The organism is Cytophagales bacterium, from assembly GCA_033344775.1.
Taxonomy (GTDB): Bacteria; Bacteroidota; Bacteroidia; order Cytophagales; family Cyclobacteriaceae; genus JAWPMT01.
The window spans coordinates 841,325-866,426 of the sequence record JAWPMT010000005.1; the positions used below are offsets into that span (position 1 = coordinate 841,325).

Consider the following 25,102-nt stretch of genomic DNA (forward strand, 5'->3'; position numbering starts at 1 on the left):
TTTTTTGTATTACTTCTTCGCAAAATATTGCTATTTTGGGAGACACTCTTAAAATAGCCATACATGTATTCCGCCAACTTTAGAAGAGCTCTAGGCTTCTTAACAGTCGTATTCACTCTTTTCATTTCTTTCTCTATTTCAGCACAAAACAATGCCCTGGATTTTGATGGTTCCAACGATGTAGTCACAACCAGTGATTTCTTCGAATTTCGAACAGATTATACGGTGGAAGCATGGGTGAATACCACTGCAACTACAGGTATGATTGTTAGCAAGTGGGATGCAGGAGATGGAAACTCTACCTTCAGTTTGCAATTATCAAGTGGAAGGCCTTGGGCGAGCAATAATGAGGCCCCTTTTAGTTTCGTGTCTTCGATAACAATCAATGATGGAAATTGGCACCATATAGCCGTAACCTATGATCTCAGCGCAACTACAATCACCATGTATGTGGATGGAATCCTGGATATAACCAATTCATCGGCAGGTGTCAATGGCACGCAGAATGATATCAATATAGCCATTGGTGCCGAAGCAGATGGAGGTACCCCACTGGATGGCACTATTGATGAAGTTAGAATATGGAATGATGTCAGGACCGACGAAGAACTCGCTTTAAATATGAACCATGAACTTTCAGGATCGGAATCAGGACTTATTGCCTATTACAATTTCAATCAGGGAACAGCGGGAGGTTCCAATGGTTCTTTTACTTCATTGCCTGACGAATCCACGAATTCCAATACAGGGACCTTGAGTAATTTCGTGCTTACTGGTTCATCTTCCAATTATTTATCTGGATTTTCGGCCACAAATCATGCCCTTGATTTTGATGGAACGAATGATTTTGTCAATGTAGCCTCACCGAATACGTCTTTTGGAACTGAAATATCTGTTGAAGCCTGGATCAACCTTGCAACCCTTACATCAGCCGAAGGAGTAATGGGGCAAAGTACGGCCAATAGTGATAATTCGGGGACAAATGTCTGGCTTCTGGGAAACATCGGGACCTCCGACGGATCACTTACTTTTTTCGTGTGGGACGGCAGCAATGTAAGGTCCGCAACGTCTACTACAGATTTTGCCGGAACTGGTTGGCATCATGTGGTCGGTGTGGCAGATGCCACCTCTACAAGGATATACGTCGATGGTACGTTAGAAGCATCTGGTACGGGTATCAGTTCAGGAGTTCAAAGTAATGGCAGCGCAATAGTGCATTTAGGAAAAGACTCCAGATATTCTTCCGCGAGATTTGCGGACGGCCTGATCGATGAAGTCCGAATATGGAGTGACGCTCGAACATGTTCCGAAATCCTATCTACCAAAGACGTGGAACTCACCGGATCAGAAACTGGCTTGGTTGCTTATTATAATTTTAATCATGGTTTCGCCTCAGGAACCAATTCCGGACTCACCACTCTCCCAGACCTAAGCGGAAACAATAGCGATGGAACCCTGACCAATTTTGCTTTATCGAGCACGTCTTCCAACTATCTCGATGGGTCTGGAAATAGCGTATCTGGAAATACCCCTGCTGCTCAACCCGAGATCAATGTGCAAGGCAACAGTAATGATATAACGGATGGATCTACAGCGATCAATGGCACTATCAACACAGATTTCGGAACACAGACCTCCTCCAATGCTATTGTTTACACGATTCAAAATACCGGATCAACCACTTTGACCATTTCCAGTATCACTGCAACCGGTACCAATGCCGGGGATTTTGTGATCAGTGGCGCTCCTACTACAGTCGCTTCTTCAGGCAGTGAAACCTTCACCGTCACATTTGGTCCGCTGGCTACTGGAACCCGAAACGCCACCATCAACATCAATTCGGATGATTGCGATGAAGCGGCTTACGACTTTGCCGTGCAAGGTGTTGGCGATACTAATCACGCCCTGGATTTTGACGGGTCGGATGATTTTGTTGCATTAACTAAAATCAATCTATTTACCGGGCTTAGCTACGAAGCATGGATCCGAACTACCAGCACCGACGCTACCTCAGGATATGCCGGTAATTCTGCGATAAATATTATCGGAGAACATACCAATGACATCTGGAACTCCTTTGGAGTACACGACGGAAAAGTCCGGTATTCACATTTCACAGGTTCATGGAATACATTGGAAAGTACAACTTCCGTCAATGATGGAAATTGGCACCATGTTGCGGTTACGCACAATCAAAGCACTGGAGAAGCAATCATCTACGTCGATGGAACTGCTGAGGGCACGTCCACAATCAGTTACGGTGCAGGTGGTGGTTCGGCTAAAGTTGGCTTAACTCGAATCGGCGGTAGTTATTCGGATGGCACGAATACCGCAGACTTTTTCGATGGGGATATTGACGAAGTTCGCGTATGGAACAACACTAGATCCTGTTCACAGATCTTAAGCACCAAAGATGTAGAGTTAACAGGCTCGGAATCTGGCCTGGTAGGTTATTACAATTTCAATCAAAATGATGCAGGAGGCACTAATACCGGTCAGACTACCCTGGATGACCTGACATCAAACAATAACGATGGAACCCTCACAGGGTTTAGTTTATCCGGCTCAACCTCCAACTGGATAGACGGCTCCGGAAATAATGTAAGCAATTCAACGACTCCTGCCGACCAGCCAGAGATCAACGTACAAGGCAACAGCAATGATATCGCCGACGGCTCTACTGCGATTAATGGCGCTATCAACACAGATTTCGGAACACAGACCTCCTCTAATGCCATTGTTTACACCATTCAAAATACAGGATCAACTACGCTAAACATATCCAGCATCACGTCAACAGGTACTAACGCGGGAGATTTTGTAATCAGTGGCGCTCCGACTACTGTCGCTTCTTCAGGCAGTGAAACCTTCACCGTCACATTTGGTCCGCTGGCTACTGGAACCCGAAACGCCACCATCAACATCAATTCGGATGATTGCGATGAAGCAGCTTATGACTTTGCAGTGCAGGGTGTTGGAGATACGAATCATGCCCTGGATTTTGATGGTGCCGACGATGATATCATTGTCTCAGGCTTCGCAGCTTCCACCGGAAGCTGGACTTATGAGTTTCTATTTTCACCGACAAGCACTTTGACTTCAGCGGATGCCCGAGAGGACCTTTTCTACTATAGTACGGGAGGTAGGCCGCACATTACTTTTAATAGACAGGGTAATGGGTCTATTGGTATACACACTGATATTGGTGGTTCACAGCAGGATATCACAACCACAACTACCACCTGGACCTCTGGTACGTGGTACCATATAGCCTTTAGCTATGATGGCACAGCTGTTAGAGCGTATGTGAATGGAACCGAAGAGAATAGTTTGAATGTCAGTGAGGCATCAAATGCGGCATCAACTTTAAATATCGGCTCTGCGGGTTCAACTAATTACTTCGCGGGACAAATGGATGAAGTCAGAATTTGGAGTGTGGCAAGAACATGCTCGGAAATTCTCTCAACGAAAGATGTGGAATTAACCGGATCAGAAACAGGCCTGGAATTGTATTACAATTTCAATCAAAATGAAGCCGGTGGAACTAATACCGGGCAAACCACCCTTGATGACCTCACTTCCAATAACAACGATGGAACCCTGACCGGTTTTGCATTGACTGGATCTACTTCCAACTGGGTGGATGGCTCCGGAAACAACGTGAGCAACTCAACGACTCCTGCCAATCAGCCCGAAATCAATGTTCAAGGCAACAACAATGATATTGCTGATGGCAGCACCACCATCAACACAACCATCGATACGGATTTTGGCATTAGCAGCAATGCGATTGTCTATACCATCCAAAATACAGGTACCGCCACGCTTAACATCAGCAGCATTACCTCAACGGGCACCAATTCCAGCGAATTTGTAGTCAGCGGAGTTCCAAGTACGATAGCTGCCTCAGGAAGTGAAACTTTTACCGTTACTTTCACCTCCGCAGGATCTGGAACGAGAATGGCCACCATTACCATTAACTCCGACGATTGTAACGAAGCAGCTTATGATTTTGCTGTACAAGGTTCTGGTGCAGCACCAGGTGGTTTTGGCACGGACCTCCAACTCTGGCTGAAAGCCGGGACGGACTTCACAGCAAGCCAGTGGGATGACCAATCCGGGAACAGTAATCACGCTACACAAGGAACAGCATCCGCCCAACCTGCAAGCACAGCCAATGCCATCAACTTTAATACGGCTATTGATTTTGACGGATCGGACTTCCTGACCCTCACCAATGATGCAGGCACCATGGGACTCAACAACTCGGACTATGAGTTGTTTTTTATTGCGAATACGTCTCAAACTGATGTTCGATTCTTGATTTCAGCAGTTACCCAGGAACGTTACGAAATGCACCTCAACGGGGATGCCGGTCATCGGTTCATACCTGCAAATGCGACCAACATCTCCGATATTGGCTCGGCGAGTGATTATGCGGATGGAATCGCTCGTATCTTCGGGGGCACCTTACAAAGTAGTGGAGCTTCTGCTGCCTCGCACGTTAACGGGCTATTTACAACCGACATAGAAACAGCTGGGCTGCAAACTACTGAAACAGGAGCTATCACCATCGGTAGAAGAGAATTTAATGATTCTTTTCATTGGTTGGGACAAATGGGAGAAGTGATCATCTACGGTGATGCCATGACTTCCACGCAGCGACAACAAGTCTTTTCCTATTTGGCCTTGAAATATGGCATTACGCTAGATCAAACTTCTGCTACAGACTACCTTGCTGCTGATGGTGCTACCGTTTGGAATGCAACAATCAATGCTGCTTACAATGATGACATTGCCGGACTCGCACGAGACGATGCCTCCGAATTGGGTCAACGACAATCCGAGAGTATCAACAGTGGTGCTATCCTCGAATTGGCCAATGGCACACATGCTTCTCCTTCTACTTATTCCGCAGATGATTCCTGGTTGATCTGGGGGCACGATGGTGGGGCCACTACCTTTGGATCGGGCAACATCAACAATAGTAATGCTACCACCTCCAATCGAATGGCTCGGGTATGGCGAGCCCAGGAAACCGGAACCGTGGGCGGTGTTGAAATTCGCTTTTCTAATTCACTGGCAGCAGGAACCGTTTCTCTTGTAGCACACACTTCCGATGCGAACTTCCCTGCCGACGGGAACCGAAGAGTCGTAGAAATGGTCGATGATGGCACACATTATAGTGCTTCTATCGATCTGGCGGATGGCGAGTACTTCTCTTTCGCAAATGCCAATTACGCCACACTGACCTCTCAATTTGTAGTGATCAATGAAGTGATCACTGATCCTCAACAAGACTGGGGAGCCAGTAATTTTTTCAATCCAAGTCCGGGAGGAACCGGAGATTCAGATGACGAGTGGGTTGAATTGTACATTGCTAGTGACAACCTGGACCTGACTAACTGGACCATTGAAATGAATGACGGTACTAATGAGTCTGGGAGCGTTGCTGCCGGCGGTGCTTTTAACCAATCCAATTATCGATCCCTGACCGGAGGATTTTTCAACAACACCAAAGCCGGAGATTACCTCATCCTTGGTGATCCTTCCTCCGGCATGATGAACTCGGTAGGAGGATTAACTGTCGTGCTAAAAGATGGTAGTGGCGGAACCATCGATCAGGTGACCATTGCTACCGGTTCAGGAACTGGTTTTAGCGGAAGTGCCAGTTCAACTACAGATGAGTCAGTAGCAAGAATTCCAAATGGTTCGGATACCGATGTTGATGCCACAGATTTCGTAAAGACCAGGGCTACATTAGGAGAATCTAGTACGCCATCAGGTACCGTAGTGATTAATGAAGTGGTGACTGATCCTTTCACGGATTGGAGTTCAGGTGGCTTTGATGGCAGCGATGGAGGAAGTACCGTCTCCAACATTGACGAATGGGTGGAATTATATATCGGTACCGATGGACTGAACTTAACCGGTTGGACGATCAGCCTGATCGATGGTTCGGGTGATGTTGTTGATCAAAGCATTGCCGCCGGAGGCGCTTTTTCCGTGAACCAGTATTACGGTTCTGGTTCCTTTATCAATACCTCAGCGGGTGATTATCTTGTATTAGGTAACCCTGGTTCAGGTACTAGCGCCATGAACAATGACGTGCAAATTATATTGAAAGATGCTTCAGGGAATACAATCGATCAAGTCCAGCTAGGCGGAGGAAGTGGTGAAGCCCCAGACGGGGGTAATTCCGCTTTTAACAGTGAGGCCGTAGTACGATATCCAAATGCTGCTGATACAGGAACTGACAATGTAGACTTCATTCAGACGCGACCTACTCTGGGCACGACTAATTCACCTACAGGGACTGTCGTCATCAATGAGATAGTCACTGACCCGAAGCAAGACTGGAGTTCGAACGGGTTTGATGGCACCATTGGAGGCACGACCATAGACGCAGATGATGAGGATGAATGGATAGAATTGTACATCGCCTCATCTGAGATCAACCTGACAGGTTGGACCATCAGCCTGGAAGATGGTAACGGAGATATTGTTGATCAATCACTGGCTGCGGGAGGAGCATTTTCTACCTCCAATTACATTGCTGCGAGTATCGGATCGTTCGTGAATACAGAAGCTGGAGATTTCCTTGTTCTTGGAAATCCAACAGGATCTGGAACGGTACAAATGGACAATAATGTTCAGATTACGCTGAAAGATGCGAGTGGTAACACTGTAGATCAAGTGAAACTGGGGGGTGGATCAGGTGAAGCCCCAAGTGGTGCCTCCACAGTGATAAGCGACGAAGCCATTGCCCGAATTCCAAATGGTACCGATACCGATAATAATGCTTCCGATTTCACTGCTGGTCCAGCCACTTTAGGGGCAGTGAATCAAACGGCTCAACTACCAGGTGTTGGGAATGGGTTGGTATTTGATGGCACAAATGATTTAGTAAACCTGGGAAGTCAGATCTTAAGCAGCTCGACTTTCACAGTGGAAGCCTGGGTAAATGGAAGCTCTTTCACCAATTCTGGTCGTTTCAACCGGATTATGGCCATCAATTATGGATCCTACACCAGTGACAACCCATTTGTGCTATTCGTCGATAATTCCGGAAATATTGGCTATGTCTTTGGCACAGGAGATGCTTCAACCGACCAGCAAGTCCCGCTATCGTTTAGCCCAACTTTGTCTACCAGCACCTGGTATCACGTTGCATTAACTTTCGATGGATCCAACAAACGGCTATACGTCGATGGGGTTTTATATGGTACCATCAACGATGCAGGAACTTTTACGAACACCAATTCCGAGCCATTGCTGATCGGAGATTTCGACACGAGTACATCAGATGATGGAGAATGGGAAGGTAGTATCGATGAAGTTCGTATCTGGAATGATGTAAGAACACATGAGGAAATCGTTGAAAATATGATGGGGCTCTTAAATCCGTCGGAATCTAATCTTCAGGCCTATTATCGGTTCGATCAATCCAGCGGTACTACACTGCCGGACCTTACTTCAAATGGTAATAATGGCACCCTCACCAACATGGCTGGTACGGAATGGGCAGCTGCCGGATGGGACATATTCGCACAAAACCAGGCCATCTTCCAATCTGGAGGATCAGATACCTCCACTGGTACATCCGGGGAATTAACCTTAACCGATGCTAGCTTCCTCAATGACGACAATGACCTTCTTTTGGCTGGACATGATAATGGAAGTTTCAATGAAGTAGCTTCTGACCTTCCTTCCGGAACCTTGCTTACCGCTCGGTATGATCGCATTTGGAACCTGAAGAAAAATGATGCTTCAGGAACGTCCAATGGCTCAGTGAGACTAGGTTTTGACCTGGGGGCTACACCCGATGTGACCTACACCTATTATTTACTCGAACGAACTGGGACTTCAGGAGACTTTGCGATTGTTCCTGCCCTCGGCATAAACCCAAATAGCAATAGCGTTGAATTTACAGTGGATGCTTCTGCGATCGACAATGCTTCCTACTATACCCTGGGAAGATCGGATGCGGGAGTAGGGAATGCCTTGAATTTAGATGGCTCAAATGATTACATTGATCTGGGAGATTTGACACTTACCACCGGAACGGTAGAAATGTGGCTGAATCCAGATGCCTTACCGGCTAATCAACGCATCTATGCACAACCAACTGGTGCTACGACGCAACAGGGTTCTTTGGGGATTAATCCACAAAATGATGGCAATGACTATGACATTTTTGTTTGGTCGGGCTCAGCATGGTTAAAACTCGTGGATTTATCCGCCGATTGGTCAGGAGAATGGCATCACCTGGTTGTCGTGTATTCCGGTGGAAGCGCAACTGCCTATTGGGATGGGGTCCAACAACAAACGCAAACTACAAATTTCGATTTTAATGGGGTTGTATTTGGTTTAGGGAGTAATTACACCGGACCAAATGGAACTACCTGGGATGGCAATTTTGATGAAGTGCGTATTTGGAGTGATGCAAGAACCCAACAGGAAATTCTGGACAATATGTTCGCCAATCTCACCGGAGATGAAGCTAATCTGGCCGCATACTATCGCTTTAATCAAGGTATAGGAGACAGTAACACCAGTTTGCCAGACCTAAGTTCAAATAGTAATGGCGGTACCCTGAACAATTTCGCAAACCTGGGAGGCTCAACTACTTCCTCCAATTACATCGCATCAACAAGGACTGCAATAACTACAAGTGTCATCATTTCTAATGGAGGTGACTTATCGGCTACCGATGGCGAATTAGCGCTGACCAGCACCCAAAATGCCGGAGACTTCTTGCAAGATTCCAATGATTTCATCAGATGGAACAATGACGGTGGGGCTTTCACGGAAACTACGGCAGACGTGCCCTCCACTACGCAAGTCACCACGAGGTATACTAAAACCTGGCAACTCGACAAAAATGATGCGGTGGGAACCGCCAATGGAAACGTAACTTTCACATTTGATTTGGGTGCAGTTCCCGATCCCGATTACACGTATTTCGTACTTTCAAGATCAGGCACGTCAGGAGATTTCTCCATCGTGGAAGCACTATCCTCCTCCCCTTCTGGCAATACCATCTCATTCACAGTTGATGCGGGAGAAATCACAGATGACAACTATTTCACTTTAGGTCGAACCGATGCAGGGGCTGGGAATACCATCGATTTTGATGCTGATAATGATTATATCGATGTGGCTGATGCGGATGCTTTTACTTTCGGAAACGGAACAACTGATTCGCCCTTCAGTATTGAGACCTGGGTGAGGATAGACAACACGGCGGAGTTCACCATGATTTCGAAAAAAAGCGGAGGACTCGCTGCAGGAGAGTGGTACATGGGCTCGGGAACGGGAGGCCAATACCATGTCACACTTTGGGATGAGTCTGCTGGAGGAAGTGTGTATCAGCAAACAGCAGCGGGCTTGTTCACCGCAGGAGAATGGTACCATTTGGCATTCACCTATGATGGTAGCGGTTCAGCTAATGGACTTACCCTATATGTAGATGGTATCGCGAGTAATGACGGCACCGGCGGCTCCGGAAGCTATACGGCCATGGAGAATACTACCTCATCCGTCCAGTTTGGTGTAGTCACAAATACTTTTTCAAATCTGGACGGGGCTTTGGACGAAATTAGGATTTGGTCTGATGAGCGCACAGAGCAAGAAATCCGGGACAACATGAATCGCAAACTGGATGTTGCGAACGAATCCAACCTGATCGCTTATTATCAATTCAATACTGGAATCGCTGGTGGCACCAATACAGGAGTAGATGTATTAACGGATCGCAGTGGAAATGGCAACAGTGGCACATTAACCAACCTGGCATTAAGTGGAACAGCTTCCAACTGGGTTGCTTCCACGGCAACAGTAGCGGATCAGACCGTAGCAACTAGTCTTCAAGGTGCAGGAAATGCATTAGATTTTGATGGAGTAGATGAATTTGTAGCAATTGCAGATAATGCGACATTAGAATCTTCGTCCACTCTGACGATAGAGGCATGGATCAGACCTGACGTTACCACTAGTTTCCGTGGTATTGTCTCGAGATATTTCACCTCGGGTGATGCCAGCAACGCCTACTTGATAGAGATCAACTCAGGAAATTACAATTTTACCATCAATGAAAGTGATAATAATCTGGTCACCGCCTCTGCCGCAGCAACCGCTTCTACCTGGACGCACGTCGCCGGGGTAGCTGATGGCACCAATGTTAACATCTATATCGATGGTATCCTGATAGCCTCTACCGCATATGATGGCACCATTACTTCGAACAGTTCTAGGGGCTTATTTATCGGAAAATACCGAACTGATGATTTATTTGGCCCCTATGATGGGTTGATCGATGAAGTAAGGATCTGGAATACTGCCCGCACCGGGGCAGAGATCCAAGCCAATATGTTTGAATCGCTTACAGGAAATGAATCAGGGCTGGTGGCCTACTACACCTTCGATGAAAGTAGTGGAACCACTCTGGACGATAACTCAGCTAATACTAACACCGGCACTTTGAACAACATGGAAGACGCAGATTGGGTAGATGCTTCTGCTCGCGAGCCTTTCAAAACCAATGGACCTGGTAACCTGAATTCAGGAGGAACCTGGATCGGGGGTGCTGCCCCGGGTGCTTCTCAAACACTTTATGTACAGCATGACCTGACGGTAGATGCTAACCTGACGGTAGATGATTTCAACCTTACCTCAGGCAACACCCTTACTTTGGGCGCTGGACAAACATTGACCATTACTGGTAATTTGGTCAATAATGGTACGATTACGGGAGATGGTAAAATTCAATTCACCTCCGGCAACCCTATGATCTCGGGAGGCACTTTCAGTAATCTGGAAATGAATGGTGGAAGTCCTGTTCTTTGTGGCAATACCACCCTGACTGGTACACTTACCATGACCAGCGGCAATTTGCAATTGGAAGGGTTTAACCTCACGTTAAACTCCGGCGCTAGTATCTCAGGAGGGAGTAGTTCCAGTTACATCCAGACGCTCAATCAAAATAGTTCAGGTGGTTCCATTTCCATGGAAATAGGATCTTCCAATGGTGTGGTGACCTATCCAATAGGGACAAGCACGAATTACACCCCTATTTTCTTCACCAACCTGGGTTCAACAGCTACGTTTGCCATTCGTACCTTCGATGGTATTTACACAGAAAACACATCAGGAACAGCAATCACCTCTGAAGTGATCAACAAAACCTGGGATGTAAATGCTACCGGGAGTGGCTTCAACGTGACACTTAGCATCCAATGGAATACCGCTGATGAAACTTCAGGATTTGACCGAACCAACATGTTTGTGTCCACCAACGATGGTTCAGGATGGGTACAACGTTCGGGTCAGGTAAGTGCTAGCGAAGTTTCTTCAGGCATTTATCAGGCAACTGCCAGTGGCATTACTGGTTTCTCCGGCGTTGGTGGCGGTGGTGATGTGATTACACCCGTCACACTGCTTGATTTCTACGCCCTGGAAATGGAAGAGGCAATCGAGTTGGTCTGGCATACAGCTACTGAGATCAACAATGAGAAATTCATGATTGAGCGATCTGCCGATGGCATTGAATTCACAGCGATTGATGAAATCCCAGGCAATGGAGACAGTGATGACATCATTGAATATCGGTATGTGGATACCGAACCATTTGTAGGTTCAAACTATTATCGACTGAAGCAAATGGATTTCGATGGTGAGTTTGAATATTCTCCCATTGTATTGGCAGAAACCGAACGCATCACCCATGATCTGGTGGTTTATCCGAATCCTTTCTCTGATCGATTATACATTGGGTTGAAAGAGGCGGATGTACCTGCTAATGTAAAGCTCACGAGTATGAATGGACAAGTCATCCTTTCCGAATCAGTGATCTCTGATAATCGTTTTGTACAGTTCGAAGACCTGCAAGCTTCTCCCGGGATCTATATCCTGGAAATCGAGCAAAGTGGTGAAGTCGTACGAATGAGGATTGTGAATGAATAAAAGGAACATGTATTAAATAGAAAAAGGAAGGTTTCGACCTTCCTCTTCTATATTTTATTCCAATAAATCTTATTCACTCTTCAGCACCTTGGCAGGGTCCGAATGTGCGGTTCTCAAGGTGATCATACCGGAACTCAATGCAATAATGATCAGCATGGAAAGGCCGGCTAGTAGAAATATTCCAGGACTTAAGGTAATTCGATAAGCAAAATCTTCTAACCACCAGTTGGACAAGTAATACGCTCCAGGTAGTCCAATCAGTAGCGCAAATAGCAATAGCCAGGCAAATCCTTTTGACAATTGTTTGAGCAATTCCAACAGACTGCCGCCCAGGACTTTTCGTATGGCAATTTCTTTCGCACGCTGATGCGCATTGTAGCTGGCCACGCCAAAAACCCCTGAGATGGTCAACAAAATCGTGATAATGCAAAACACCCAAACGATGGTCATCAACTTGCTTTCCGCCAGGTAAAGCTGCTCAAATCGCTGATCTAAAAACTCGACTTCCAAAGGGGGCAGATTGGGGTAGACCTGAAGTGAAGCCCTTTCAATAGCCGCCAGGACCTTGTCCGTGGCCTGAGCTTCATATTTGATGCTGGCGTATCCGAAGATGGCTGGGGGCAAATTCGAAATAGTCAGCGGTTCAACTTCCGCATGTAATGTCTGAAAATTGAAATCCTCGATGACCCCAACAACAATCCCTGTATCTCCAGAGATAGTAATTTCCTGATTGATTGGATTTCTATCTCCGAAAAAGCGCTTTGCTGCAGTTTGGTTGAACATATACTCATCATTTCCCAGTTCGATGGTTGGATCGAAATGCCTTCCTTCAAGCAACTTGATGTCATACGTTTCCAGGAAAGTCTCATCTGCATACAATAGCCGACTGCTATATTCTTCACTGGAGCCTAGTTCAGACATGCCCTCCAGCATGATCCGATAACCAGGAACAGAAGAGGAAGTCGACACGGATTTGATCCCTGCGACTTGTAACAATTCATTTTCGAATTGATTGAACTGACCTGTAATAGAGCGTTCCAGCCTGATCAACAGTACCTGATCCTTTTCAAATCCAAGGTCCCTGGATTGAATGTAAGCCAATTGATCATAGACCACCATGGAACTAATAACCAGGATCACTGAAATACAGAACTGTGCAATCATCAGCACCTGCCGGGTCAATCCGACCTTTTTCATGGACCGGGATTGGCTTCCTGATTTCAAAGTCTCAGCTGGCATGAACCTACTTAACACCAACGCCGGGTACAACCCACTGATCACTTGCAGGGTGATCAAAATCCCAATTAGTGCTATTAAAATTGTAGGGGAAGTAAATACATTCAACGGGAGCTTCAAGCCTGAAAACTCCTGAAAAACAGGTGCCAATAAGGCCAAAGCAGACAAACATATGATTCCGGAAATCGATAGTAAAATGCTGTTTTCTCCAAGAAACTGAACAACAAGTTGAGACCGGTTAGCACCAACGACTTTTCTCAAGCCTACTTCTTTCGACCGGTCCAGTCCTTTGATCACGGTCAGGTTAATGAAATTGATACAGGAAATGATCAGGACAAACAAACCGATAGAGAAGAGAATGTACACGTAATAGACATTACCATTATCTGCATACTCCTTTTCATGATTGGTGTACAGATGGATCTGCTTAATTGGGACCATCAATATATGATAAAGACTTAGCTCATCCTCAGGTATGTCCCGTATGCTGGCGAGTTCCTGCTTGATGATCGATTTTGTATTTTCTGTTGTTGCCCCGGGAGCTAACTCCACATATGTATACACCCAAAAATTGCGCCATTGTCGAGAAAACCTTTCGTTGAAGGAATAAATCGAACAGAGATAATCGAACTGTAAATGAGACTGCTCCGGCAGATCGCGCATGACTCCAGAAACGATCCGTGGTTCTATGTTCCCTTCCCGGTCCGAATCACTAGAAAGTTCGAGCTGTTTACCCATCGGATCCTGATCACCAAAATACTTTTGGGCCATGCGCTCGGTAATCACAATAGACCTGGGATCTGTTAATACAGATTGCTTGTCACCTCGTACCAATTCAAATGAGAACATTTGAAAGAAACTACTATCAGCATAAAAACCGTTCTTTTCATAAAAGAGCTTGTCTTCGAATTTGATTGTCGTGTTTCTTATTGGGGCCATTCTAGTCATATGGAGTACTTCACCACCATTGTCCTGCACAAATGGTCCCATTCCCATGGGTGTAGCAGCCCACTTGTTGCCTTCGGCGGATGAGCCTACTCGAAATATGCGGTCTGCTTTTTCATGAAACTGATCATAGCTCAATTCGTACCTGGCGTAGACCAGAGATAGCAGGAAGATGGTAATCCCCAGGGTAAAGTTCCCAATGCGGATCAGCCCGGACAATTTGTCCCGACGAAGATTCCTGAAGGTGAGTTTAGCAATCGCTTTCATAGATAGATAATTCGGATGTTGTATGAGTTTTTGAAAAGGTTTTAGCCTGAATAGGCTGAAATAACGGAACACCATGATCCAATAGCGAAGACTTGCTTTTCGATACCCCACACGCTGATTCTCCAATTCGAACCACTCGTGCAGATCACCTTGCACCTCTTCCAGATAGTATTCGGCACAATACCATTCCAGGAATCGGTCAGGCCACTCAGGAGGATTTTGTTGTGTCGGTTTCAAAAGATCAACTGGTAAAATCAAACTTCAATTCCGGCATCACTGACCACATGCGATTCCGGACTTCCCTGGCTTCATTCAATGTCTGATAACCAATAGAAGTGATCTTATAAAGTCTTCTTCTCCGGCCACCGCGTTCCTTCAAGGCCCCTCCCATGTAGGAATTGACAAAACCCTTCTTTTCCAGGCGGTTCAATGAAGTGTGAACGGAACTTAATGTCAGTTCCCTATTGGTTTGCCGTGCAATTTCCTCCACGATCGTCACCGTGTATGCATTGCCAGCCAAAAGCGCGGTAGACAACAGGACCAGTTCTTCTAATTCTCCTAAATGATTTCCTCTCATGGATATTAGTATTCTATTTGTAAGACTAATGTACGGCATTAATTTGATTAGTGTTGCATTTGTAAGAGTAATAGTTAAGAAAAAGGCCTCAGCGTGGTGCCGAGGCCAATCATTTCAATTATCACCCTTGTACGACAATCTGAGGATCCCATTGGTAATAACCTAATAAAACCGGGTAACCATTATCATCTCTTTGGTACACCGCAAACCGTACCTGATAATTCTCAGTACCTGCCTGAATCACATTGGCTTGAAAAAACCAAAACCTTTCCGATCCTACATGTGCAGGAAGAACGGCTGGATTTGAAGGAGAAACTCCTGATTTGGTGAAAGTATAACTGATAAATTCACTAAATACCTGGGAACCACCAAACCTGGGCATTCCATAAAGTAAAACCGCGTTCTCAAAATTATTGGATGCGGAACTCCCATGGAATCGCACTGTGTCTCCTACCTGAGCTGCAAAACTTAAATCCGCACCTCCCTGACCTGAAATAGCTGCACCATCTGTTACCACCATAAATGCATACTGATGGCCAATTTGTGATGGACTTTCTGGATTTTTGCTTGGGTTAGGGACGTCTTTGATTAATGTATCCGTATCAATGGTTACCTGAACATCGATTATATTATTCATGATTAAAAATTTAACCCCTACTCATATGGCTTTTCGGTATCGCCTTCTATCATGTCTGGACAGAAACAGTTCGTTGATTAAAGTGGGTTCTGCTCCACTTGTCCGTGCATCTTGAAGCTTCTTGATTCGCAATTGACAAGTCAAAGGTCAGGGAACCAGGATCGAAATAGACCATCACAAAAACGTATTGTTTTGGATAACGTGATTGGGGTATCGACCTGGTGACCCATTAAAATTCAGAACACAAAAAAGCCTGGCAAAAGTGCCAGACCCTTGATTTATCGTTAATTATAGTACTCTTTAATCCTTATAGCTACCCTGCCGGTATTTGATCTTACCTGACTGGGCATCTTGCCAAACCAGGGTCAGTACTTTGCCATCTGAGGTCATGCTGATCGGACTGTCAATATTGATCGATACGTTCTCCATCTCCCGTTCATCAGTCCACCCGGCCTGGTCGAGCGTGCCATAGCCATTGGTCAATTCATTAGAAGCTGTATAGATACCAGTCAAGCCGAAAATCTCGGTGTAGGCATTAGACAGATCCGGATAACCTCCCCGATGAACCAAATGCATTTCACCAGAAGCGGTAGCCATGGTCATGTTTCCCAGGTTTTGGTATTCATCCTTTAAGGCGGCCATCTTGCGGGCAAAGTGTCCAACCGGATAGTCTGCTACTGCCCATTGATGAAGAGAAGTATCATTTTCAGGTGCCGGATCGCCCTGGAAATTCACCGCATCAAAGGCATTGAAAGGTGCCACATTATAAGAAGTCATGCGCATCTTTCGGGTGTTTCGTTCCTTGTAAACCAGAAATAACGACCCTCCTACCTGGCCCAGGGTCATGGTACCATCCGTCAATTGGCCCACGGGTATTATCTGACCGGAAAATCCCTTTTCATCTCCCAGCATGGACTGCATAAAGCCATCTCCTCCTACCCAACAAAGCATCAGTTTTTGTTGAGCCGATGCATAATCCAAAAAGGATGACACTGCGAAACTTCCATGTGTTTTGATCTTCAGGCCTACAGGTTTGGACCACTTTCCTGACCCTTCTTTACTGATACTCAAAGACAAAGCCTGATGCTCATCTGAAGTGACCAGATAATAAATACCATTCAAGCAAGTCAGGCTTATGCCGTTTCCGGCAGGTATCCCAACTTCTGAAGGCTTGTCCCATTTTTTCTTACCTAAGCTACTTTGCTGCAATACTCCGTTTTTATCAGAAAAGACCATCAGTTCTTCCTTCTTTCCTGCAGCTACTTCAAGGAATTGACCTACTGCGAATGACGTTTCCTCCACCTTGCTCCAGGAAAACTCTTCGTCCCATAAAAAACGGAACCAATTGGCGTCTTTATCATTCTTTTCTAGGCTGCCCAGATTGAAATTTTCTTCTACCGTACGGATCAGATTGAAATGATTGTAAGGTGTTGGAATAACTGTTCCCGGCTTGATCATGTCTCCAAGCAATACGGTGTAGATCTGATTTGGGCCATCATAAGAAGTATCGTACCCTACTGCATCAAAATCTGCTTCATCAAAAGTGACCACCAATAACGTTCGCGGGGGCACATTAGACTGTTTCCATGCTTTCTTAGGATCAGTTAGCAATAGATCCACATCGAGGTTTAAGCCAATATTTTGCAATCCGGTGGCCATCCCGCCCTGGATGTTATCATAGGCAATCTGCCCCAGAAATACATGTTCCAACCAGGCCGACAATTGGGGTACTAATTGCGTACGCGGATTTGTATCGATGTGCGTATTGTAGAGGTAATGTCCATCGTTCCAGATATCGGGTGTGAACCAGCTGTACTCTGGCAGTGAATCATTGGCCACATCCTGCCAAAACTCGACATCACTCACGATCCTCTTCCAGCGACGCTCTTCCTTCTGAATGGTGTGAAAAGAAGCAAATGCATTGTGTTTTCGGTAATACCGTGATAAATCAGCCGCACCTTCAGGAGGAAACTGACCGATGGGAGGCGGTGTGGTTTTTGAGTAACCCGGAACTTTCCACTTCGGATTCCAGGGGTCGCCTGGATAGGCTTCCATATAGGCCTTCCAACTCACGTCTTTCTTTTCCAGTAAATCCACCAGGGTTTGCTGCATCAGAGGCGCTACGGGTGGGGTATCATTGGTCACCGCACAAACTTCGGCAGCCAACGAGGCGATGTAATTGGTTTGGGAAGGGTGAAAAGCACCAAAATAATTGGTCATATCCGCACCTGCGGAGGCTAGCTTTTTCAAAAATGGATTCTGGATCACATAACTGCGATACTGGTTTTCAAACATCACCGTAATGATGCGATCAAAGGGTTTTGCCATGTACGTGTTGGTTGTATGCTTGTAGCTTTCTAAACTAGTAAAGGCCCTTGAGCCGTGCAACTGCTAGGCAAAAGAAAAGCCCAGTCGGTACATGGGCTTTCATGCATTCAAGACTTCATTGATCAATTAGAATTTCTGAACGGATGCCTCAATGGTTCCCGAGTTGTTGTCTTTATCGCTATCAAAGCACCACAATGTGAGTGAGTCACCTTCTACAGGAGAACTGTTTTCTTCGTCCACACCAATCACAGAGAGGCAATAACCATAATCCCGGTCACCCATTGCTTTGCCCGGCTCAGCCGAGATGAATAATTGATATCCCTGACCTATGCGGCGAAGTTCAATCGAACGACAACTGGGAAAGACAATAAAATTGCACTCATATGATAATGGATAGTATTTTATCAATTAACGCTTTTAAGTTATTGCAAAGTTATTGTATGGCTACCGTGCTTGATGTACCTTAAGTTAACGTATTAGTAAAGAGGTAAGTAAAGTAATACCCCGATTGGGGTAACCGTGCAGCGATATGAAATAGCAATTTTGGGTAAAATAATTAACAATTTTAAAATACTTAATCATGGCTATTGAATCATCGACAGTTTCCCAAAACGGTAGTTTAATCCAAGAAAATGAATCTACTGATCGTATCATTAATGTTAGGTTAGGTCCAGATGGATCCATGGATGTTGAAAATATTACAGGGTTCGTAAATGACCCTGTTTATCTGAATGTCACGGAAAATTCAAATATGATCCGCTTCATGGCTATTATTGTTTGGAATTCCATTTCCGACCCGAATGATCCAGGCACTGGTTCGCAACCGGGAATTAGAATCAATAAATCACCATTACGTGCAGATACCGAAGCAAGAGGTATTCCTCTAATTGTACCAGGATCTACGGAAAACCCCATTCTTCTTGGTGAAATGAAGTTTTCAACCACAGTGGAGTACACTATAATTATTACCAATGGCACAGATTACTGGTACAAAGACCCGCAAATGACTATTACAACGGGCACTGTTGATGACCTAACCAAATAAATTCCTGAGCCAACTATTGAGAATCTACAAGATGATTAATCGTATGTCAAGAATAAAAAAACCCTATATGAAACTCTTTCTTATGGGGTTTTATTTTCTTGTTCATTTTCAGTTGTTCTCACAAAAGCAATCAACAGCTGATAGTTTAATGCTTATTTATCATAAGGAAAATAATGACTCCCTTAAGATCAAACTACTATTAAAATTGGCTTTCAATGAAGTTACAGACCTTCAATTGGCTTTAGAGTATGCCGAAGCCTTAATCCATTTAGGGGAATCCTTAAATGACGACCAAGCCATGTTCGAAGGTTGGCTTCAAAAAGGATATAAAAATTGGGGGCTGGGTTATCATGAAGTTGCTCTCAAGGCATTTATCGAGGCTGTTGATCTGGCGATAAAAACAAAGTATGCTCGAGGAGAAGGAGCTGCCTATAGCGCAATGGCGAGTTTATACGTTACCACTAAAAGTTATGAGTATTCATTTCCATATTTTAAAAAAGCAATTGAAGTATTGAGCAAAACGGATGATACTGTGGCACTGGCAAGCACCATATTAAATACCGGAGATGCTTTTTTAACAATTAAAGAATATGATTCAGCCCTACACTACTTTCGAGAATCCGGCAAAATATTTAACAAACTCCATCATCGTTCCGGGCAGGCATTTACATTAGGAAATACCGGTATGGCTTATGCCAACATGGGGGAAACGGAGCTGGCTGAAAGAAATATTAATCAAGCTATTGATCTATTAGAAGGTTTGGGAAATTTCTACCCAGTGTGCTTCTATCTGCTTTCGATGGCAGATATTTTTTGGGAACGTGGTGATATTTCTGAAGCCTTAGCCTATGCGCAAAGAAGTCTTGATCTGGCTGTTCAATATGAACTCAAGCAACAAATCTCAGATGCCAATCTCAAACTCTTTGAATTTTACGAAAGTCAAGGAAATTCAGATCAAGCCCTACAACATTATAAAGACTACATCGCTTATCGCGACAGTGTGATCAACCTGAAAAATGTGCAGGAAATAGCAGATCAGCGTACGGAGTTTGAAGTAAGTCAAAAGCAAAACGAAATCGATCTCCAAAACCAGGAAATTACTATTTTGGAACGGGAAAAAGAACTACAACGCACCTATGTAGCCATTGCTTTTATTTTATTGGTGTTATCTGGTGTTGTTATCTTGTATTTTCGGCAGCGCTTTTACAATACAGAACTCATGGCCAAGGCAGAGCGCAAGGAACATGAAGATGAAATCCATGGCCTCCTGAAATTTCAGGAAACTAAGGCGCTTCAGTCCATGGTGAAAGGCAAGGAAGAAGAACGCCAACACCTGGCCAAAGAATTACACAATCACCTGGGTAGCTTGCTGGCTACAGTTAAGGTTAATCTGAATGGATTAGACCAAAATCACGAAGAAAATAAACTGGACACGATCATTGGACTGGTAGATCAGGCTACACAAGATGTTCGTAACATGTCTCATGAGCTGCACATGGGCGTGTCTGAAAACTTTGGCTTGATCCCGGCGCTACAAGAGTTGGTCAATCACTTGCAGCAATCCAAGCAGATAAGAACCAAACTCTCCGCAGACCTGGGAGCGATTCACATTTCTTCAGAAGATGAGATAATGATCTATCGCATCGTCCAGGAGTTGGTAAGTAATGTGCTGAAACATGCGGGAGCGACGCAACTGACCATCTCCCTGACCGGCTTTGAGGAAGACAACCTGATCAGTATCATGGTAGAAGACAATGGTCAAGGATTCGATCCTGAGAAACTTCAAAAATCTGATAAAGGCATTGGGCTGGATAGCCTTGAAGCAATGATCCATCAACTGGAAGGTGAAATTCACATGGACAGTTCCTCAGGTCGGGGGACAACCATCAACGTGGACATCCCATTCGCCATCCCTGAAAATCAAATCACCTCATGATCAGTGTACTTATCGTCGACGACCATGCGTTGTTTGTAGAAGGTATGAAATCTATGTTCAAACCAACAGATGGTATTGAAGTGACCTGCACAACACAAAATGGCCATGAAGTTCCGCACATTCTGGAAGATCAAGAGGTTGATGTGATCCTGATGGACATTGACATGCCAATCCTCGATGGCATTGCCACGATGGATATGCTGAAAAAGAAAGGTTATGAGATCCCCGTTCTGATGCTTACCATGCACCAGTCGATCAAAAGGATCCGTGGATCGTTGGAAAGAGGGGCTCAGGGCTACATCTTGAAAGATGCTTCCAAGCCAGATTTGGTAGAAGCCATCAAAAAGGTGAGTCAGCGGCAAAATTATTTTCATCCAAAGATCAACGATCAGGTTTTTGATTATTTCCGGGGGAAAACAGCGGCCAAAAATACCTTGCAGGAATTGTCGGATCGGGAAATCGAGATCATCAAGTGCCTCTCCGATGGGATGAATACCAAAGCGATCTCAGAAGCGCTTTTCATCAGTGAGCACACGGTAAAAACGCACCGCAGGAACATCATGCAAAAGCTTCGGGTAAAGACTTCCGCGGAGTTGATCCGATTGGCGATGGAAAGGGAGTTGATTTGATTGAGGCCTAGTAGGGGAATCTAGGTGAGTGTATTTTTTTCCTGTTGTTTAATAGATTCAGAAAAGCGCGAGAAAGAGATACCGGTCTTTCGTTGACATGGAAAAGGTAGGTCAACAAAAACCGGCATGACGCGCTTATTTTAGCTGAGCTTTTTGCTAATCTGCAGAAAGTTCCAGATAGGTAATGACGTCTACGTATCTTGTGTAGTAGTACACTGTAACTTGCTGATCATTGGCAGTTACTGTTTCATTGTCTACGAAATATTCAAACTCCAGTGTACCCTCCTCTCCTTCGATTTTAAGGCTACTTGGCAAGTCTCCTGAAGTCCGGGTTGCTCCGCGGATAATACCTGTGAAGCTTTCGAGTCCTTCATGATCTTCAGGAGCGTACTCACCTAGCAGAAATTGTCCGTTGAAGATGATGTCCAACACTTCGGTTGATTCCTCTGACTCATAATAGATTGTAGCATATTGCTCCAGATAGGCACTTGCTTCATGCGATAGCGCTGCTTGTTCGGCGTTGAGAGAAAAGTTGCTGGAGCTCCCGCGTTCCGGGAAAGAAATGGTCACATTGTACAAAGGATAGCCAGCATCCTGCATTTCGGTGATCACTCCAAATTCATTCAGTTCATCATCATTGGGATCGCGGACCACAAAACCAGTCGGTGCTTCAGGTGTTTCCTCCAAAGTGGTTGGTTCTTCAACTTCCTGTTGGGCTACCTCCTCAACTTTTTGTTCACTTGTTTTTGGCGTACAAGCCACGACCAACAATAGACAACTAACAAGCAGCGTGAATGGCTTCATTATTCAATCAAAAATTCTCCTTAAGGTTCTACAATAATTATCCATAAGTTAGGCTACTTCTACTTTCACACCTGAAAAAGCCGCATTGCCTGAAATAGGGTCAACAAACTGATCATCGGTCAGGTCGTTGATAGACACACCGGCATGTTCTTCCGCAATTTTCCATTGGGTTCCTTTTCGGTTGTGTCCCCATCCATGTGGGATGCTCACCACACCCTGCATGACTTCTTCGGATATCTCTGCTTTGATCCGGACTTTACCTACGCGAGAAGAAACCTCTACTTCCTGCTGATTTTCAATCGCACGTTGAGCTGCATCTTCGGGGTGGATCAATAAGGTACACATATCTCTCCCTTTTACCAGTCGCAAGCTGTTGTGCATCCAGCTGTTGTTACTTCGAAGCAATCGACGACCGATCAATACCAACCCATCTTCACCCTGATCAAGGGACAATTTCTTCAACTGATCTACAAATAAGGATGGGGCCAAATCCACTTTTCCGGAATCGGTGTATATCCTATCCTGTAGCACCGGCTTATGAGGGCCTAGATCAACACCATGTGGTTCTTTTTTCAGTTTCTTCACTGAAAGGTTATTGTTGCTTCTTTTAAAACCTCCATCCAGCATGGTCTCAGGCGTCATGAATGGATCTTGTAATTTCTGGCTGAGTGATTGTTTTGAGAATCTTTTGGCCAATGCTTTAAGGATCTCCCAATCTTTCATCGCTCCAGGCTGCGGGTCAAATAATGCTTCGGAATATTTTGCTTGATTGTGGATGGCCAAGGTATGGAACACCACGTCATAATGATCATTTTCCAAACCTGTGGCAGGTGGTAAAATCACATCGGCATATTTGGTAGTTTCATTGATGTAAATATCAATAGACACCATGAACTCCATACTTTCCAGTGCCTTCTCTAATTGATTGCCATTAGGAGTAGACAAAACCGGATTCCCGGCAACAGTGAGCATGCCTTTGATGCCCCCGGCAAGTATGTCTTCCGCCATGGCGGCTACAGGTAATTCCCCACCAAACTCAGGTAGGTTTCTTACTGCACTTTGCCAGCGATTGAATTTCTTATAGGTACCTCTACCGGACATCCCGACCGTATCAAACGCTGGTGAAGGAAACATGGCTCCACCTTCTTTATCAAAATTGCCAGTCAAAATATTGATCAGGTTGATCATCCATTGACAAAGCACACCATGCTCCTGCGTTGAAAGCCCCATTCGTCCATAACAAACTGCAGATTCAGCTTCACAAAAATCAGCTACTAACCGTTTCACAGCTTGTGGGTCTATGCCGGTAAGTTTCTGAGTACTTTCAGGAGAATAGGCCTGAAACATCTCCTGAAGCCCCTCTTCATGTTCATAAATATCAGATAAGGACTGTACCTTTCCTTCCTCAAAGAGCACATGGATCATAGCCGCCAACAGATACACATCTGCTCCTGGCTTGATGAATAAATGCTGATCAGATTTATCTGCTGTTTCTGTTCTTCTTGGATCCACCACCACGATCTTTCCTCCCCGGGCACGTAAGTCTTTCATCTTTTGAGGCATCCCTCCTGCCGACATCAAACTGCCATTGGAAACCACAGGATTAGCCCCCATGCACAAGAAAAACTGCGTACGATTGATATCGGGAACCGGGATCATAGACATATGTCCAATCATGAATTGCGATGCATAATGATGTGGCAACTGATCCACGGAAGTAGCGGAAAATCGATTCCTGGTCTTAAGTGACCTGATAAAATTGGGGCCAAATAGCATGGCGCCAAGGCTGTGAACATTTGGATTTCCCTGATACACACCTAGCGCATCTACACCGTGCTGTTCCTGCAGTGCTTCGATCTTTTCTTCGACCAGATCGAAAGCTGCTTTCCAGGAAATTTCCTCCCAGCCATCGACGGTCTTTTTCACTGGTTTGGTCAGGCGATCCGGATCTTTGTAAATGTCCTGTAGTCCTGTGGCCTTAGGACAGATGTATCCTTTGCTAAAAGGGTCTTGCTTATCTCCTTTGATGGATTTGATTTCATCATCTACCACCTCGATCTCTACGCCGCACATGGCTTCGCAGAGATTGCAAGTTCTGTAATGTGTAAATGTCCCGGATTTCTTAGCCATATCAGTCAAATTATCTTTGTAAGATAATTCATTCATGACTTTTGAAGTATGTCTTATCTGACCATTGGAATGTTCTACATTTTTAAGAATACAAATCTGTTGCTTGCATCATCTCTACGGCCTCTTCTATGCTGGCAACCGGATATGCCTCCAAAGCACCTTGACCCTGATATAGCCTGGCTGTCTTACGGGCAGAAAGCTTACTGATGGCTGATTGTGGTAATACCACGAACAAGAACTTGATGCCATTTTCCGCCAATTTGGGTCGGGCCACATTTTTACGAAACTCCTGAACTTCGGGTCTAAAAACACCATTGCTATTACTGGTATCAATGATCCAACCGATTACGCCATTTTTTGGAGCATAATCCAGGATGCCGATCTCATAAACAGATGCTTTCCAATCATCTAAAGTAATAGAAAGTGATTCCCATGTATCGATTATTGTATTGATTTCCGAATGGTGGTGACCTACCACCTTACCCGGAATATTGTAGAGTTCATTTACCATAGCAATATATTTATCGAATTTGACGGATTTATGTTTCAAGAAACATTAATAAACCCGGTCGAATTTTCGAGGCCTTACTTCTAATAGAAAATC

The 25,102-nt window shown here is 44.9% G+C and carries 12 protein-coding genes; 4 read left to right on the forward strand and 8 right to left on the reverse strand.

Going from position 1 to position 25,102, the window contains the following annotated elements; translation table 11 throughout:
* Nucleotides 1-63 precede the first annotated feature (63 nt).
* A complete protein-coding gene (locus R8G66_21190) occupies nucleotides 64-11,964 on the forward strand; it encodes a LamG-like jellyroll fold domain-containing protein (protein ID MDW3194901.1) in 11,901 nt (3,966 codons plus the stop codon).
* A 69-nt stretch (nucleotides 11,965-12,033) separates the two neighbouring features.
* On the opposite strand, the gene R8G66_21195 is transcribed toward R8G66_21190, so the two are convergent.
* From R8G66_21195 to R8G66_21215, 5 genes are all read right to left on the reverse strand, one after another.
* A complete protein-coding gene (locus tag R8G66_21195) occupies nucleotides 12,034-14,649 on the reverse strand; it encodes an ABC transporter permease (GenBank protein MDW3194902.1) in 2,616 nt (871 codons plus the stop codon).
* A gap of 4 nt (nucleotides 14,650-14,653) precedes the next feature.
* Nucleotides 14,654-14,989 carry a PadR family transcriptional regulator gene (locus tag R8G66_21200; protein ID MDW3194903.1) on the reverse strand — a complete coding sequence of 112 codons (336 nt, stop codon included), beginning with the start codon at nucleotides 14,987-14,989 and terminating at the stop codon, nucleotides 14,654-14,656.
* 121 nt (nucleotides 14,990-15,110) lie between these two features.
* Nucleotides 15,111-15,626 carry an inclusion body family protein gene (locus tag R8G66_21205; GenBank protein ID MDW3194904.1) on the reverse strand — a complete coding sequence of 172 codons (516 nt, stop codon included), beginning with the start codon at nucleotides 15,624-15,626 and terminating at the stop codon, nucleotides 15,111-15,113.
* Between the two features lie 300 nt (nucleotides 15,627-15,926).
* Nucleotides 15,927-17,954 carry an alkaline phosphatase family protein gene (locus R8G66_21210; GenBank protein MDW3194905.1) on the reverse strand — a complete coding sequence of 676 codons (2,028 nt, stop codon included), beginning with the start codon at nucleotides 17,952-17,954 and terminating at the stop codon, nucleotides 15,927-15,929.
* Nucleotides 17,955-18,080: 126 nt separating this feature from the next.
* Nucleotides 18,081-18,362, reverse strand: coding sequence for a hypothetical protein (locus R8G66_21215; protein MDW3194906.1), 282 nt, complete (start codon nucleotides 18,360-18,362; stop codon nucleotides 18,081-18,083).
* Between the two features lie 172 nt (nucleotides 18,363-18,534).
* On the opposite strand from R8G66_21215, the gene R8G66_21220 reads away from it, so the two are divergent.
* From R8G66_21220 to R8G66_21230, 3 genes are all read left to right on the forward strand, one after another.
* Complete coding sequence (locus tag R8G66_21220; protein ID MDW3194907.1) at nucleotides 18,535-18,999, forward strand: hypothetical protein; 465 nt, start codon at nucleotides 18,535-18,537, stop codon at nucleotides 18,997-18,999.
* Nucleotides 19,000-19,066: 67 nt separating this feature from the next.
* Complete coding sequence (locus R8G66_21225; GenBank protein MDW3194908.1) at nucleotides 19,067-20,935, forward strand: tetratricopeptide repeat protein; 1,869 nt, start codon at nucleotides 19,067-19,069, stop codon at nucleotides 20,933-20,935.
* Nucleotides 20,932-21,564 (forward strand): response regulator transcription factor, encoded by a 633-nt coding sequence (locus R8G66_21230; protein MDW3194909.1) that lies wholly within the window; start codon nucleotides 20,932-20,934, stop codon nucleotides 21,562-21,564. Before R8G66_21225 ends, R8G66_21230 begins: the two co-directional genes overlap by 4 nt.
* A gap of 156 nt (nucleotides 21,565-21,720) precedes the next feature.
* Here R8G66_21230 and R8G66_21235 read toward each other — a convergent pair whose 3' ends face one another.
* Genes R8G66_21235 through R8G66_21245 form a run of 3 tightly spaced genes read right to left on the reverse strand, consistent with a single transcriptional unit; the run spans nucleotide 21,721 to nucleotide 25,009 of the window.
* Nucleotides 21,721-22,368, reverse strand: a complete 648-nt coding sequence (locus R8G66_21235) for a hypothetical protein (protein ID MDW3194910.1) — start codon at nucleotides 22,366-22,368, stop codon at nucleotides 21,721-21,723.
* Nucleotides 22,369-22,416: 48 nt separating this feature from the next.
* Nucleotides 22,417-24,534 (reverse strand): molybdopterin-dependent oxidoreductase, encoded by a 2,118-nt coding sequence (locus R8G66_21240; protein MDW3194911.1) that lies wholly within the window; start codon nucleotides 24,532-24,534, stop codon nucleotides 22,417-22,419.
* Between the two features lie 46 nt (nucleotides 24,535-24,580).
* Nucleotides 24,581-25,009, reverse strand: coding sequence for a hypothetical protein (locus R8G66_21245; protein ID MDW3194912.1), 429 nt, complete (start codon nucleotides 25,007-25,009; stop codon nucleotides 24,581-24,583).
* Between the last annotated feature and the right edge of the window lie 93 nt (nucleotides 25,010-25,102).